This window comes from Halalkalibaculum sp. DA3122 (genome assembly GCF_043951865.1).
In the GTDB taxonomy this organism is placed as follows: Bacteria; Bacteroidota; Rhodothermia; order Balneolales; family Balneolaceae; genus JAMQKA01.
Map to the genome: position 1 here is coordinate 1 of NZ_JBINJF010000028.1, position 15738 is coordinate 15738.

Below are 15738 nucleotides of genomic sequence, written 5' to 3' on the forward strand. Positions count from 1 at the left end.
TACCCAAATTTGAGCTACCGGGTACTTCCGCTGGATATCATAATATCATTGGCTTAAGCCGTAATTTGTTCTACTTCGTGAATAATCCGGGTTAAAGGTCACAAAGGGAGGTAGTACAACTACCTCCCAACAAAATAGCAGGTTCTGGTTCTGCATAGGCCCCTAGTATTAACTGTGCGTGCAGTCTGCGCAAGGTGCTCTTCAGCGGCGTCTTCATTTTTTAACGTGAGCAAGCACGCTTGCACGGCTATTTCCATCCAACGCCTTGCTGAAAAGAAAATATATCGGCGAGGTTAATCCGCGTCAGCCAGATAAAAAAGGCATTGAAAGGTGGCTGTCGATTCCATATTGTCAATTGCCCTCGGAAAACAGGAATCTCCCGGATATAAATCGGGTTTTATTTCATACCTTCATAATTAATATAAAGCTGCTTGCACGTTAGGAGTGAAGCATTAAATGGAAGATCCGAATATAACTCAATAACCTGACGATATTGCTGTCTTTATCTGACATATGGGTTCTGCTGGCTGGCCTGGGGCTGTTCCTGTTCGGGATATACCTGATGGAAGATGCGATAAAAGCGCTGGCCGGCCGTTCATTCAAGCAGTTTGTCCGGCGCTACACCAGCACGACCGCCCGCGCGGTATTGACGGGGCTCTCCACCACCTCTCTGCTGCAGAGCAGCTCCGCCATCATGCTGATGGTGCTGGCATTTGTCGGAGCCGGAGTTATGACGCTGCAGAACGCAGTAGGAGTGGTGCTGGGGGCCAACATCGGAACCACGATCACGGCCTGGATTGTAGCTTTTTTCGGCTTTAAGATAAGTATCGAAAGCATCGCCCTGCCGATTATTGCGCTGGGAGGAATCGGATTTATTTTCTCCACGGAAAAGCCGCGCCTGCGGAGCACAAGCAAGCTGCTGCTTGGGTTCGGCCTGCTTTTTCACGGGCTGGACTATATGAAGGGAGGCGTTGAGCAGCTTACCACCCTGTTTGACATCGAGGTGATAGCGGGGGTGGGGATGTGGCTTTTTGTTTTTGCCGGAGTTCTGCTGACCGCCCTGATGCAGTCCAGCTCAGCCACTATCGCCATTGTGCTGGCCGCCATAAGTACGGAGATGATCGAATTCAGGGCCGGGGCGGCCATGGTCATCGGCGCTAATGTGGGAACGACCGTAACCGTAATATTAGGGGCCCTGGGTGGGATCCAGATTAAAAAGAAAGTGGCCTGCGTACACCTTCTTTTTAATGTGTTAACCGCGGTGGCAGCCCTGCTGCTGTTGTCACCGCTGGTTTGGGTTATTGAAGTTGGACTCGGATGGCGCCAGCAGGTTGTGCTGGGTATCGCCCTGTTCCACACCCTTTTTAACTTGATCGGGCTGGTCCTGTTTATACCTCTGATCTCATCGGTCGCGAGCCTGGTGGACCGCCTGTTTCCGGAACCGGTGCATACGTTCACGCACTACATACAGAATACTCCTCCGGAAGTTTCTGATGCGGCGTTGACGGCGTTCAACAAGGAGATCCTCCATCAATACAAGGAGTCACGGAACTTCCTCGTCAAGCTGTACGAGCTGGAGAAATGTCCACCGCTTCAGCATACCACCCCGTCACCGGCGGATCACGCATTTACGGGGTCAATCGGTGAGTTCTATCTTCGTTTGAAACAGCTGCACGGAGAAATATTTGATTACTACGCCCGGATATCTGCTGCTGAGCTGGAGAACGAGGAGTCGAAGCTGCTGGATCATTACCTCCGTTCAAGCCGGAGTATAATGAATGCGGCTAAAAACTTGAAGGATATTAAAAGTGAACTCGACGAGTTTTCCCTGGCGGAGAGTTCTTTTCTCGGCAATGCACCAGCGCAGTTTCAGTCGCGGCTCGTGGAGTTTATCCTGGCTCTCGATGCTCTCTTTAAGGAACCTGAGAAAAATACAACAGAAATTTCAAAAACTTTAAACAGTACATTTATTAAAGTTGAGGAGCAGGATCGCCTGTTTATACGTGAGAGCTCCGAGGCGATACGAAGAGGAGCGCTTGATGATGTCAAAGCAACCAGCCTGCTGATGGCAAACCGGCTGTTTACCCAGTCTTGCCGGATGATCCTGCTGAGCCTGCGCAGCTTGCTGCTGGCCGATATTTCGGAAGATGAGAGCAGCAAGCGGTATGTTGGCACGCCCCGGTCGGCAAACGCGCGCATCAGTGCCGGAACAGATTTCGACCAGCTGTAAAGATTATCATTTTCGCTCTTTGCCTTTGCGGGCTAAAACTACTAACTTTCGCCGCTTCAGATGGACAGATACATTCTTGCCCTTACCCCGGTAAGAAGAGTTAACACCGAAAGACAGAGAAGCTTTTTTAAAATTTTAACCATATCAACAATTGATAAGTAAATGAATAAAGGAACCGTTGCACAAGTTATTGGGCCGGTCGTCGACGTAGACTTTGATCAGGGAGAGATTCCCCCGGTTCTAAACGCCCTGTATATTGATCGTGAAGATGGATCGAAATTGTACCTGGAAGTAGCACAACATCTCGGTGAAAATCGCGTGCGTACCATCGCAATGGACAGTACGGATGGTCTGGTGCGAGAGATGGAAGTCGTTGACACGGGTGATCCTATCTCGATGCCGGTTGGCGAAGATATCAAAGGACGACTTTTCAACCTTGTGGGAGAGCCCATCGACGGGCTTGAGCCTCCCAAGGGAGATAAGCGGTACCCTATTCACCGATCAGCCCCGAGCTTTGAAGATCTTGCGACCTCGACGGAGATGCTCGAGACCGGGATCAAGGTTATTGATCTTCTATGCCCGTATGCCAAAGGGGGGAAGACCGGCCTGTTCGGAGGTGCTGGTGTGGGGAAGACGGTTCTCATCCAGGAATTGATTAACAACGTGGCCAAAGGGCACGGCGGACTCTCGGTATTTGCCGGGGTTGGGGAGCGTACGCGCGAGGGAAATGACCTGATGCGCGAGATGCTCGAGGCCGGAATTATCGATTACGGGAAAGAATTTAACGAGTCGATGGAAGAGGGCAATTGGGACCTGGATAAGGTGGACATGGAAAAGCTGAAGGATTCCAAGGCCAGTTTCGTGTTCGGGCAGATGAACGAACCGCCCGGGGCACGCGCCCGTGTTGCACTTTCGGGATTGACTATTGCCGAGTATTTCAGGGATGAAGTTTCCCGCGATATCCTTTTCTTTATTGACAACATCTTCCGGTTTACCCAGGCGGGCTCCGAAGTATCGGCTCTGCTGGGACGAATGCCGTCAGCGGTGGGATATCAGCCGACGCTGGCTACTGAGATGGGCGACCTGCAGGAGCGGATTACCTCTACCAAGAATGGGTCTATTACTTCCGTACAGGCGGTATATGTACCGGCCGATGACCTGACAGACCCCGCACCCGCAACAACGTTTGCTCACCTTGATGCGACAACCGTACTGAGCCGCGCGCTTACGCAGATTGGTATCTATCCTGCGGTGGATCCGCTGGATTCCTCTTCGCGAATTCTGGATCCCAAAATTGTTGGAGAAGAACATTACGATACCGCCCAGCGTGTTATCGAAATTCTGCAAAAGTACAAGGATCTGCAGGATATTATCGCCATCTTGGGTATGGATGAGCTTTCGGACGAAGACAAGACAACCGTTGCCCGCGCACGTCGCGTGCAGCGTTTCCTCAGTCAGCCGTTCTTCGTGGCCGAGCAGTTTACCGGCCAACCGGGGAAATACATGAATATTGAAGACACGGTAAAAGGCTTCAAGAAAATTCTGAATGGTGAACTCGATCACCTGCCGGAAAATGCGTTTCACCTCGTTGGCACCATCGAGGAAGCCGAAGAGAAAGGTGAGCGCCTGCTCGAAGAAGCCGAAGCAGAAGCCGCTGAATAGAACAAAATTCCAAACCTCCGGGTTGTCAAAAGCCCGGAGGTTTTATTTAAATTCCATCTTTTGATTTTGATATGAATAATTTTGAAGCACAAATTCTAACGCCTGAAGGCTCAGTGTTCGATGATCAGGTGACCGGCGTACAGGTGCCTGGTGCATTAGGTAGTTTTGAGATTAAGACGCTGCATGCCAGCATCATCTCCACACTCAAAACCGGCCGTATCCTGGTCCGTAAAGCTGACGGCGGGGAACAATATTTTGCGGTAAGCGGGGGATTCGTTGAGGTACACGACAACAAGCTAACTCTCCTGGCTGAAGCGGCTGAACCTGTTGACAAGATTGATATAGAGCGTGCCAGGGCTGCCAAGGAACGGGCAAAAGAACGCCTTGAGTCGGATAAGGATTCCATCGACAAAGAGCGGGCCCGAAAAGCGCTGGAACGAGCTGAAAACCGAATTAAACTGGCCGCCAATTTTTCGGTTACAACGCAGTAGCTTTCAGGTGCTAAAAAGCTTATCTAAAGGAGCTTCCGCAACGGGGGCTCCTTTTTTTGTTGATCCTGGCTGCGTGGCAAAAAATCCTATACCTCCACTTCAGCCGCGTCCAATTCGGATAGCCCGTTAAAGATAATATTGCTCAAATTCCAGCACCTGCAATCTGCAATCTGCAAACTGCAACCTGTCACCTACCAGCCGATACGTCCCTTCTTCTCCCCTTTGACGGGCTGGATATTCGTTTCATCCGAATTATAGAGTAGCGATTCACTAAACCCGGCGGGCGGCTCAAACGCCTCGTAGCTCCAGTTGACTTCGGGATCATTCTTGGCAGCGTTAATAAAGGTTCCTACAATGGGCAGGGCTGTACGCGCACCCTGACCGATACTGTAACTGATGTCGTTCCGGAACCGGATTTTTCGATCCTCTCCGCCCACCCATGCACCCATGACTATGTGGGGCATCATGGCGACAAACCAGTTGTCTGCAGCGTCCTGGCTGGTACCGGTTTTGCCGGCGACATCCTGGGTTACTCCATAGCTGTTTCGCAGGCGCACGCCCGTTCCATATCCCCAGTCGCCCCCACGGATAACGCCCCGCATCATATCAATCATGATATAGGCCGTTTCGGGACTGATCACTTCTTCAGGATAATTGGAATGATATTCTTCCAGTATATTTCCTTCCTTGTCCTCAATACGGGTGATGGCGATAGGTTTAAAATGAACGCCTTGGTGGGCAAAAGTCGTATAGGCACTGACAAGGTCAAGCAGCGATACCCGGGCCGTACCCAGGGCAATGGAGGGGTATGCCTCGACACCGGACATATCTATTCCCATATTTTGAGCCATCGATTTTATTTTTTGGGCGCCAGACTCCAGGTCTTCCAGCTTGTTGGTGTTGGGATGGCCTGAGATCTCCGGCAGCAGCCGCACCGTAACATTGTTCAGGCTGCGGGCCAACCCCTGGCGCAGGGGTAGCATTTCAGGACCTGCCGGCACAGAGGGATCTTTCGGAGCCCAAACGCGACCCGAGCGGTCATAAAATTTGGTCGGGTATTTCAAAAATTTGTGGTATGGCCGATACCCGTTGTCAATGGCAACGGCGTAAACAAACGGCTTGAACGTGGAACCCGCCTGCCGTTTTGACTGATATACGTGATCAAACTGCACATTTCCGTAATCATAGCCGCCCACCCAGGTCAAAATATTTCCGTTATTGGGATTTATGGAAACAAAACCGGCCTGCAGGCGCGTGCTTACCCGCTTGACGGAATCCACAAAAGCGCTGTCGGCCATCAGGGTTTCAAAGACCACCGATTCCTGGTTGGTATTCAGTTTTGAAAAGGCATTTTTATAACGGTCGGTCTCGCGGATAAAATCCTGCAGGAATTTGGGATATCTCTTCCAGTAGATATCCATATAATCGCCACCGGGGGAGGTCCACTCATCCACAAAAATTGTCTGCAGCGAATCAAGCTTCTGCTTCAGGGCCTGCTCGGCATGCATCTGCAGGCGCGAATCGATCGTGGTGTGGATGGTTAGGCCGTCTGTGTAAAGGTCATACCCGTTTTCCCGGGTCCAGTCCATTATCTGCTGGCGAATATATTCCCCGAAATAGCGGCTCTCACGTCCCGACTTTGAGGGGGGATGATAATTCAGGGAGATCGGTTCTTCAGAAAGTTTATTGAATACCTCCTGGCTGATAAAGTCACGTTTCATCATTTGAAAAAGCACCGTGTTCCTGCGCTGCTGAGACCGCTCAGGAAATAACCGCGGGTTGTAGGCGTACACGGCATTGACCGAACCCACCAGGGTAGCGGCCTCGGAGATAGTAAGATCTTTGGCGGTTTTGCCATAGTGGGTTTCGGCCGCCACTTCAATACCCATGGCGCTGTTGCTGTATTCCACCGTGTTGAGGTACATCTCGATGATTTCGCGCTTGGTATAGTTCTGTTCAAGCTGGATCGCCGTTATCATCTCGCGCAGCTTCCGGATAACGGAAAACTCACGGCCAATTTTTTTGTAGAGGTTTCTTGCCAACTGCTGGGTCAGGGTGGATCCGCCCTGGATGTCGCCAATCCCCAAACCGGCGCGAACAAGGTGGTAGGGGATGGCCAACGTCCGGACCATGTCGATTCCCCAGTGGTCATAAAAACGGTGATCTTCTACGGCAACGAGGGCGTTAACTACATGGGGGGAGATCTCTTCCAGCGGTACCCAGCGCCGGTTTTCGGTGAAATACTTGTCCAGAACAACCCCGTCACGGCTTTTGACCAGGGAAGCGATCGCTGTGTCTGGATTTTCCAGCTGGTCGATAGAGGGCAATCCCTGGAAAAGGTAGTAGGTGAACGCGGCACCCACGAGGAAAAGCACGGAGAACAGTATGGCCGCCGCACGCACAATTTTTTGGCGGGCTATGGATGTTTTGTTTCCGGGACCGTCCTGGTCTTCCGCCTGTTGTTGTTTTCGCTCCTCAATAATTTTTCGGCGATATTCCGGATCATTAAAATATCGATCCATTTCATCGCCGTTGTAACTCGAATCACTCATGTTGGTTTTCTGCCGTATAAAAATTATTCAGTTGTCTTGATGCGTCGTTCCAGACAACGATATTTAAGCCTTCGTTATTATATAACGCCATCGTTCTGTGTTTATAGAAAGTACCCAAATTTAAAAAGGTTCCGAAGTTAAATTCTTTTTTCCGGGGCAAATGATCGTGACCGCAGATGATTATGTCCGTGTTGGTCGTCTTCAAGTTCTGCCTGCCCCAACGATTCAAGGTGCTCTCATCTTCCCGGAGAGAGCCAAAGCGTCGGTTAAGCCGTGAAAACCATTTCATCACCCACAACCCCGCCCGGGGCGCCAGCAGGGTTTGATAAAAAGAGATGAACGTTTTGTTCCGCAACAGCCGGTGCAGGGGAGGGCGAAGCAGCTCACCACTCTCGTTCGGGATGCCGTCGCCATGGAGCAACAGCAGGTTCCGGCCCCGGATCTTCAGCGTCTTGTATTCCGGTTCCAGCGTAAAACCGATCTCCTCAAAATAGGACCGGGTCCAGTTGTCGTGATTTCCCGTTATATACAAGGTCGGCCCAAGCTCGTTGTTATATTCTCTAAACCGCTCGTTGACTTTTTTACCCAGTTCAGGGACGTGGCCCGGGAACTCCATCCAATAGTCAAAAAGATCGCCGAGGATAAATATTTTTATCCCGTTGGACTGGCAGTGGTCGATGAGGCGAATCAGCTGCCGCTCCAGCTCCCGGTTTTCATTTTCCGCAAAGCCTCCCAGGTGGACATCTGAAAGGAACAACAGGGGTCGTGCGGCGGTTTCAGGCGGTTGCATTATGCCGGGTCTACCGCTTTCGTTTGACAATGAACTGGATCAGGTCCCGGAAGGCATCGCGGTCGGGACTTTCCGGCAGGGTGGAGAGCTTGTCTACAGCACGCGAGGCGTAATTATCCATGATGGCACGGGCGTATTCAATACCGCCTTTTTCGTGTACAAAGGAGACAATATCTTCAATCTCCTGATCCTTCTTTTTGCGCTTGCGCATGAGGTAACGGATGCGGGTCCGTTCGGCCAGTGAGGCGTTTTCCAGCGCCTTGATCAGCGGGAGGGTAACCTTGCGCTCCTTGATATCGTTTCGGCGCGGCTTGCCCACGTCGTCGATACCGTAATCAAATAGGTCATCCCGTATCTGGAAGGCGGTGCCTACGCACATCCCGATATCGTGCATTTTCTGGTGCATTTCGGGATCCTCGCTCGTGGAGATCGCACCGCACTCGCAACAAGAGGCAATAAGGCTGGCGGTTTTCTCGGAGATCACCTTGAAATAATACTCCTCTGTCATGTTGAAAAGTCGGGCGGCCTTAAACTGGCGCAACTCGCCTTCACTCATGCTTTTTACCGCTTCTGAGAGTACTTTCAACAGTTTGAATTCATCGTTGTCCAGCGCAATCAGCAATCCCTTCGAGAGGAGGAAATCTCCCAGCAGTACTCCCGCTTTGTTCTTCCACACCTTGTTGATACTCAGAAAACCGCGCCGGGTATCGGCCTCATCGACTACATCGTCATGGATGAGGGTGGCGGTGTGGAGCAGCTCTATCATCGTAGCGGCCACGTAGCTGCGCTCATTTACCTCACCGAACAGGCGTGCCGACATGAATACAAGCGTGGGGCGGATCTCTTTTCCTTTCTGTCGGAGCAGATAATCCACTATCTTGTCGAGTAAGAACACATCGGTTCGGAGCGCCTTTTTGTAAAAAGAGCGAAATTCACTGAGCGGTTTAGACACAGGGCTGGTTATTTCAGCCAGTGTTTTTCTGCCTCGCCGCTTGAACGATGTTGCCTGATCTAATTGTGTTTCAATCATTTAGGAATTTAAGTAGCTTGAAAAATTCATCACTTAAATTAGCTTGAAATTTAAAGAATATTAAGGTTTTATACTCCTCGCTTTGAAGTTGTGAGTATAATAAATTTTGAGCGGTCTGTTGGCGAATATATTTTGCCTCTGAAACGACACTAATTTAACTATTTACGAAAGGTTCTCATGTTGAATATTGATATTGCGAAGGCTCGGTCATTCCTCTCAGACAACGAATTTGACGAAGCTGTGGGCCGGGCGAAGGAAAGTTTTGAACTGGTGCAGTCCGGCCGGGGAGAAGGAGCCGAAATGCTGGGTTGGCGCACCCTGCTGTCCGATCCCAATGATGCGGAGCTGGAGCAGATCGAAACGCTGGCCGGCCAGATCCGTGCGGATGCCGATGTGTTTGTTGCCTGTGGAATCGGGGGGTCATACTTGGGGGCTCGTGCGGTTATCGATGCCCTTACCGGTTTTTTTGGCAGCGACGGGCCGGAAGTGATCTTTGCCGGCCACCACATCAGCGGTAAATACCTGAACCAGTTGATTGAGTACCTGGAGCAACCCAACGAAGAGGGAGACCCCAAGAGCGTGTATGTAAATGTGATTTCGAAGTCGGGCAGTACGCTGGAGACCGCCCTTTCCTTCCGGGTACTCCGGAAGTGGATACACGAGCAGTATGACCAGCCGGAAGATCGCATAATCTGTACGACCAGCCGGCAGGGCGGGGTGCTGAATCCGCTGGTGGATGAGTACGGTTACCACAAGTTCGTGATTCCCGATGGGGTGGGCGGGCGCTTTTCGGTATTGACGCCGGTGGGCCTTCTGCCTGTTGCAGCGGCGGGCATCGACATCAAAGCCCTGGTTTACGGGGCGGTTTCTAAATACAGGGAAATCGAGGAAGATCCGGTCGATGCCATCCGTTATGCCGCCGCCCGTTACGCGCTGTACAAAAGCGGTAAGGATATTGAGGTGATCACATCGTTTGAACCGGAGCTGCAGTACATGGGCCGCTGGATGCAGCAGCTGCTGGCCGAGAGCGAAGCGAAGGATGGAGAGGGGCTGTTTCCCACCGTTTCCACATATTCCACCGATCTGCACTCCCTGGGCCAACTGATCCAGCAGGGAAAACGGAATTTGCTCGAAACGTTTCTCGTCGTTAAAAATGCGGGAGTAAGCAAAACGATTGAATCGTCAGATAAAAATATCGATGGACTCGAATACCTGGCGGGCAAGACGTTTCACGATATAAACAGCAAAGCCCTGGAGGGAACCATTGAAGCTCATACCCGGGGAGACGTTCCCTGCATAAAACTGATTATGGATAAGCTCAATGCCCGGAATATCGGTGCATTTATCTATCTGCTGGAGGTCGTCACGGCTATCTATTGTTACAGTCTCGGGGTAAATCCCTTTAATCAGCCCGGCGTGGAGGATTACAAAAGTGCCATGTATAAACTCCTGGGCAAATAGTGGGAGGTGTTGCAGGTTGCAGGTTGAATGTTAAATGTTGCAGGTTGAAGGTTGAAGGTTACAGGTTACAGGTTAGTAGACAACCTCAACCTTCAACCTTCAACCTGCAACGTGTAACCTGCAACCACCCCAACGAGGCTGTTTAATAATTACTATGACTTCCTGCTAAATATAAATATGCTAAAGAGGTTTAATTCATGACTGAGGAAGCGAAATTCGGCAATGACAAGCTGAAATTTATTGCCATTGCGGGGAATATCGGTGCGGGCAAATCTTCGCTGACGCAGCTGCTCTCCAGGCATTTTGACTGGGAAGCATTTTTTGAGTCGGTCGACAACAACCCCTATTTGTCGGATTTTTATGATGACATGCGCCGGTGGAGTTTTAACCTGCAGATCTATTTTTTGTCCAGCCGGTTTCGCCATCATAAAAAAATGATCGACCAGGGCAAAAACTTTGTTCAGGACCGTACCATCTACGAAGATGTGGAAATATTTGCCAAAAACCTGCATGACATGGGACTGATGAGCGACCGTGATTTCAATAACTACCAGGTTCTGTTCCATGAGATGACAAGCTACCTTCGTCCACCCGACCTGCTGGTTTACCTGCGCGCGCAGGTTCCGACTCTGGTACAGCAGATCCAGGCACGGGGACGCGATTACGAGAGCTCTATTCGGATCGAATATCTGGAACGGCTGAATCGTTTATATGAAGACTGGATCGATGAGTACCCACACGAAAAGCTTATTATAGACACTGATGACATCGATTTTGTGAATGACCAGGAAGATCTGGGGAGGGTTATCGAGCTTGTTGAGCAGCGGATGTTTGGGTTGTTTAATGAATTGCAGTAAAAGGCAATAATTCATAACTTTGCCAGCTATTGTGGATAAGGAAAAACTAGAGTTCAAAATTGTTGAAATTCCGGAAGGCTCCAGCGAACGCACGCTCGGGCTCGACCGTGAAGATCTGGATCTGGGCGATTACCCCTTTTTGGGAGGGAGTATAGATCTGTCCTTCTACCGGACGCTCCATTTTATCCGCGTCGATTTTACGGTCGATTCCGATATCGAACTTGTTTGCGACCGTTCGCTGGAGCCCTTTGAATATCCCATAAAAGCGGACTATGAAGTGCTCTTTAAAGTAGATGTGAAGGAAGAGACCGAGACCGAAGAAGGAGCTGTTCGACGGTTCAACTTCAGTTCAAACACATTGAATATTGAAGAGGAAGTCCGCGACACGATTTTGCTCAATATTCCCATAAAAAAATTACATCCTAAATACCTGGATGAGCAGGGAAATCCCCGCGATTTCCAGGAAAAGTCGTTTGGAGACCTGAAAGAGGAGGAAGAGGATTCCGAACTGGCCGATCCCCGCTGGGAAAAACTGAAGAAACTTAAAGACAACTAACGAAAACATTATTAGATAAATGGCACATCCAAAGCGTAGAACATCCAAATCGCGTAGAAATAAACGGCGCTCTCACCACAAAGTGACCGAACCAACCCTGGCGGAATGTTCCAACTGTGGCGCCTACCACCGTTATCACCACGTTTGCCCGGAATGCGGTTATTACCGCGGGCGGCAGGTACTAAATGTAGAGCAATAATCACTCCAGATCTAATCGTAATTACATGATTATAGCTGTTGATGCTGCGGGGGGGGATCATTACCCGGAAAGCCCGGTAAGGGGAGCCATGGAAGCGGTAGAAGAGCGAGATTCACTTCATGTTGTTCTGCTCGGCCCGGAAGATATGGTACGGAAGGAGTTGGACAAACACGGGTATGACGGAGATAAGATCTCCGTACAAAATGCCCCCGAGATTATCGGGATGGATGAGTCTCCGGCACAGGCGGTAAAAAGCAAGAGGAATTCCTCAATCGTCGCCGGTCTGGGAATGCAGAAGGCGGGCCAGTGCAACGGGTTTGTCAGTGCCGGAAATACCGGTGCCCTGCTGGCTGCATCAACATTTATCCTGGGAAAACTTGAAGGGGTTACCCGTCCCACGATTGCAGCTACGTTTCCGACCATCAAAGGCTTTCGCTTGCTGCTGGATGCAGGAGCGAACCTGGAGGTAAGGCCCGAAATGTATTTCCAGTTTGCCCAAATGGGAGCGATTTACGCGAGTGAAGTGATGAAGATCAGCGATCCCAAAATTGGGCTTATTAATATCGGGGAGGAGAAGGAGAAGGGGACCGAGGTGGTTAAAGAGGCGTATAAACTGTTGGAGCCCTTGCCTGAATTTGTCGGCAACATTGAAGGCGGCGATATCTTTAATGCCGCTGCCGACGTGTATGTGTGCGACGGTTTTGTCGGTAACGTCCTGTTGAAATTCGGGGAATCCATACCCCGCGCGGTGAACAAGATTATAGAATCTCAGCTTAAGAAAGAAGCTGAGCGAGGCAAGCCGCAGAGCCCACCCACCGAACTGCTTCAATCTTCCCTTTCCATGTTTAATCCCGAAAACGTTGGCGGAGTCCCGTTTCTGGGAGTCAATGGTGTAAGCATGGTGGGACACGGGGGCAGTTCGGCCCTGGCCGTCAAAAACATGATTTTCAACGCGGTAAAGTGCGTTGAAAACAATATCAATGAAAAGATTATCGCATCTCTCAACAGTTAATCCTAAAAGTATTTCATGGCTGAACTAAAGCGTTCGAAGATAACCTCGGTAGGACATTACTTGCCTGAAACCCGTCTCACCAATCATGATCTTGAAGAGATGGTTGAGACCAATGATGAATGGATAAGAACGCGAACCGGAATCAGGGAGCGGCGTATTCTCGACGATGACGACAAAGCCACAGCCTACATGGCTGCAGAGGCCGCAAAAGAAGCGCTGGAGGTCCGGGGGATTTCAGCCGACGAGGTGGATGCGATTATCGTGGCAACCGTCACCCCCGACTACCTTTTCCCGGCTACGGCCTGCCTGGTACAGGATTATATCGGTGCCGAAAACGCTTTCGGGTATGATCTTTCGGCGGCGTGTTCCGGCTTTCTGTTCGCATTGACAAGCGGAGCCAGCCTGATCGAATCCGGTAGGGCCGAAAAGGTGTTGGTTATCGGTGCTGACAAAATGAGTTCTATCGTCGATTACACCGACCGGTCTACCTGTATCCTGTTCGGCGATGGTGCCGGAGCTGTCCTGCTGGAACCCTCTGACGATGAGACGGGCATTATCGATTCTATCCAATACACTGAGGGGGATACCGATTGTGCCCTTTACCAGCCTGCAGGAGGGAGCTTAAATCCCGCCAGCGAGCAGACGGTGGCGCAGGGTCAGCATTTCATAAAACAGGATGGCCGAACCGTATTCAAGAAAGCCACTGAGGGAATGGCGGATGTCTCCCTGGAAATCATGGAAAAGAATGACCTTGATGCCGAGGATGTGGCCTGGCTCGTTCCGCACCAGGCCAACAAGCGGATTATCGATGCCACCGCACGGCGAATGGGTTTGAGCGAAGACAAGGTGATGATCAATATCGACAAGTATGGAAATACGACGGCGGCCACCATTCCGCTTTGCCTGTACGACTGGAAAGACGAACTTGAACACGGCGACAACCTGGTACTGGCAGCCTTCGGCGGCGGGTACACATGGGGTGCCGTATATGTAAAGTGGGGAGTATAGAATATGAGCACAGCGTACCTGTTTCCCGGTCAGGGATCACAATCGGTAGGAATGGGAAAGGATCACTATGATTCGAACACCCGTTTTGCGGAGCTTGTTGACCTGGCGAATGAAATCCTGGGTATCGATCTGAAATCGATCATGTTTGAAGGCCCGGAAGAAACGCTTAAGCAGACTGAATTTACGCAACCGGCTATTTTCCTTCACTCGGTGGGACTTTATAAAACGATCGATGCAGCCCCCGATATGGTTGCCGGGCACAGCCTGGGCGAATTTTCGGCGCTGGTGGCGTCCGGAGCAGTCGCTTTTGAAGATGCCTTGAATATCGTGCGCAAGCGGGGCCGGCTGATGCAGCAGGCGGGAGAGCAAAACCCCGGCACGATGGCTGCTGTCATAGGCATGGAAGATGAGGTTGTCGAAGAGATTTGCGCAGAAGCTGCCGACCAGGTCGGTAAAGAAGTGATCGCTGCCAATTACAACTGTCCGGGCCAGCTTGTAATTTCCGGCGATCTTGAAGCGGTGGAACAAGCCGTTTCGCTGGCAAAAGACCGGGGCTGTCGTCTGGCAAAGGTGTTGCCGGTAAGCGGGGCATTCCACTCATCCCTGATGCAGCCGGCTTATGACGGGCTGAAACAGGAGCTTGAGCAACTGGAGGTGCAGAAACCGGAATGCCCGATATACAGCAACTACACCGCGCAGCCGACTACCGAGCCGGAGCAGATCCGCTCCAACCTCCTGAACCAGCTGCTGAATCCGGTGCGATGGACGCAGACATTGCAGAATATGCACGATGATGGCGCCAAAACCTTTATCGAAGTGGGACCGGGAAAAGTACTGCAGGGCCTGGTTAAACGCACGCTCAGCGATGTGGAGATTGACGGTTATCAATAAGGCAGATCTGCGGTGGAATACAGCGATAAAATCAAATTTGGATTTGTTTGAAATTTGATGCTTGTTAATTGTGATTTTAAATAGCGGATTGAATTAAAAGCAATATGACTCTTACCCTAAAAGATAAAACGGTTTTGATAACAGGCGGAAGCAGGGGCATTGGTCGCTCCATCGCCTTAACACTTGCAGACTATGGCGCCGATGTCGCTATTACGTATACCAGCTCCGGAGATGCCGCTGAAGAGGTAAAAAAGGAGATCGAGGCAAAAGGGCAGCGGGCAAAAGCGATCCAGGCCGACGCTGTTGACTGTGCCAGGGCCGCAGACGTCATTGACGGCATCATTGAGGAGTGGGACAAGCTCGATATTCTTGTAAATAATGCCGGTATCACCATGGATAACCTGATCCTGCGAATGAGTGAAGAACAGTGGGACCAGGTTATCGATGTGAATCTGAAAAGTGTATTTAACTACAGCAAGGCCGCTGCAAAGCCGATGATCCGCAACAGGGGAGGGTCCATTATCAATATCAGTTCGGTGGTGGGACTCGCGGGCAATGCCGGCCAGAGCAATTATGCGGCGTCAAAAGCGGGCATCGTCGGGTTTACCAAATCATATGCCAAGGAGTTGGCGTCCCGGAACATCCGGGCCAATGTGGTGGCCCCCGGATACATCCGGACTGAAATGACCGAGGAGCTCAGTGAAAAGGTGCTGCAGAATATTGAATCAGACACCCCGCTAGGCAGGGCCGGCGAAGCCGAAGAGGTCGCCGACGCGGTGGCATTTCTGGCATCAGATCTGAGCTCGTACATCACGGGTGAAGTACTTCGCGTCGATGGCGGAATGGCGATGTAGCAGGCTGAATTCCAAATTTTGGTTCATCAGTGATTCAAACAGGTCTTTTTTTAGCGTTGATGAGCTGGAGTTTGAGATTTATCAAATAGTGTATTTTTATATTCAGAACTTGTATTATTCGATCGTTATTGATCCTAATTAGTTA

General features: G+C 50.8%; 14 protein-coding genes. 11 read left to right on the forward strand and 3 right to left on the reverse strand.

Annotation, left to right across the window (positions count from 1 at the left end; all coding sequences use genetic code 11):
* Positions 1-493: 493 nt before the first annotated feature.
* The 3 genes from ACG2F4_RS15340 (at position 494) to ACG2F4_RS15350 (ending at position 4383) form a co-directional block, all read left to right on the forward strand.
* Positions 494-2230, forward strand: coding sequence for a Na/Pi cotransporter family protein (locus tag ACG2F4_RS15340; protein WP_395261763.1), 1737 nt, complete (start codon positions 494-496; stop codon positions 2228-2230).
* 162 nt (positions 2231-2392) lie between these two features.
* On the forward strand, positions 2393-3892 hold the full coding sequence (gene atpD, locus ACG2F4_RS15345; protein ID WP_395261764.1) for a F0F1 ATP synthase subunit beta: 1500 nt from the start codon (positions 2393-2395) through the stop codon (positions 3890-3892).
* Positions 3893-3963: 71 nt separating this feature from the next.
* The gene (locus ACG2F4_RS15350) at positions 3964-4383 is read left to right on the forward strand and encodes a F0F1 ATP synthase subunit epsilon (RefSeq protein WP_395261765.1); all 420 of its coding nucleotides are present in this window, start codon (positions 3964-3966) and stop codon (positions 4381-4383) included.
* 191 nt (positions 4384-4574) lie between these two features.
* Here the strand turns inward: ACG2F4_RS15350 and ACG2F4_RS15355 are convergent, their stop codons facing one another.
* Genes ACG2F4_RS15355 through ACG2F4_RS15365 form a run of 3 tightly spaced genes read right to left on the reverse strand, consistent with a single transcriptional unit; the run spans position 4575 to position 8677 of the window.
* On the reverse strand, positions 4575-6935 hold the full coding sequence (locus ACG2F4_RS15355; protein ID WP_395261766.1) for a penicillin-binding protein 1A: 2361 nt from the start codon (positions 6933-6935) through the stop codon (positions 4575-4577).
* Complete coding sequence (locus tag ACG2F4_RS15360) at positions 6928-7725, reverse strand: UDP-2,3-diacylglucosamine diphosphatase (RefSeq protein WP_395261767.1); 798 nt, start codon at positions 7723-7725, stop codon at positions 6928-6930. The genes ACG2F4_RS15355 and ACG2F4_RS15360 overlap by 8 nt, the downstream gene beginning before the upstream one ends.
* A gap of 10 nt (positions 7726-7735) precedes the next feature.
* Positions 7736-8677: a polyprenyl synthetase family protein gene (locus ACG2F4_RS15365; RefSeq protein ID WP_395261768.1), complete on the reverse strand. Its 942-nt coding sequence runs from the start codon at positions 8675-8677 to the stop codon at positions 7736-7738.
* A gap of 255 nt (positions 8678-8932) precedes the next feature.
* On the opposite strand from ACG2F4_RS15365, the gene ACG2F4_RS15370 reads away from it, so the two are divergent.
* The 8 genes from ACG2F4_RS15370 to fabG all read left to right on the forward strand — a co-directional run bounded on the left by ACG2F4_RS15370 (position 8933) and on the right by fabG (position 15593).
* Positions 8933-10216 carry a glucose-6-phosphate isomerase gene (locus tag ACG2F4_RS15370; RefSeq protein ID WP_395261769.1) on the forward strand — a complete coding sequence of 428 codons (1284 nt, stop codon included), beginning with the start codon at positions 8933-8935 and terminating at the stop codon, positions 10214-10216.
* A gap of 197 nt (positions 10217-10413) precedes the next feature.
* Positions 10414-11073, forward strand: coding sequence for a deoxynucleoside kinase (locus tag ACG2F4_RS15375; RefSeq protein ID WP_395261770.1), 660 nt, complete (start codon positions 10414-10416; stop codon positions 11071-11073).
* A gap of 31 nt (positions 11074-11104) precedes the next feature.
* Positions 11105-11629 (forward strand): YceD family protein, encoded by a 525-nt coding sequence (locus tag ACG2F4_RS15380; protein ID WP_395261771.1) that lies wholly within the window; start codon positions 11105-11107, stop codon positions 11627-11629.
* A 19-nt stretch (positions 11630-11648) separates the two neighbouring features.
* Positions 11649-11828, forward strand: coding sequence for a 50S ribosomal protein L32 (gene rpmF, locus ACG2F4_RS15385; RefSeq protein ID WP_395261772.1), 180 nt, complete (start codon positions 11649-11651; stop codon positions 11826-11828).
* Between the two features lie 25 nt (positions 11829-11853).
* Positions 11854-12840 carry a phosphate acyltransferase PlsX gene (gene plsX / locus ACG2F4_RS15390; RefSeq protein ID WP_395261773.1) on the forward strand — a complete coding sequence of 329 codons (987 nt, stop codon included), beginning with the start codon at positions 11854-11856 and terminating at the stop codon, positions 12838-12840.
* A gap of 15 nt (positions 12841-12855) precedes the next feature.
* A complete protein-coding gene (locus tag ACG2F4_RS15395; RefSeq protein WP_395261774.1) occupies positions 12856-13848 on the forward strand; it encodes a beta-ketoacyl-ACP synthase III in 993 nt (330 codons plus the stop codon).
* Between the two features lie 3 nt (positions 13849-13851).
* Entirely contained in the window at positions 13852-14739 is an 888-nt protein-coding gene (fabD, locus tag ACG2F4_RS15400) for an ACP S-malonyltransferase (RefSeq protein WP_395261775.1), read from the forward strand.
* Between the two features lie 104 nt (positions 14740-14843).
* On the forward strand, positions 14844-15593 hold the full coding sequence (gene fabG / locus ACG2F4_RS15405) for a 3-oxoacyl-[acyl-carrier-protein] reductase (protein WP_395261776.1): 750 nt from the start codon (positions 14844-14846) through the stop codon (positions 15591-15593).
* The last annotated feature ends 145 nt before the right edge of the window (positions 15594-15738 follow it).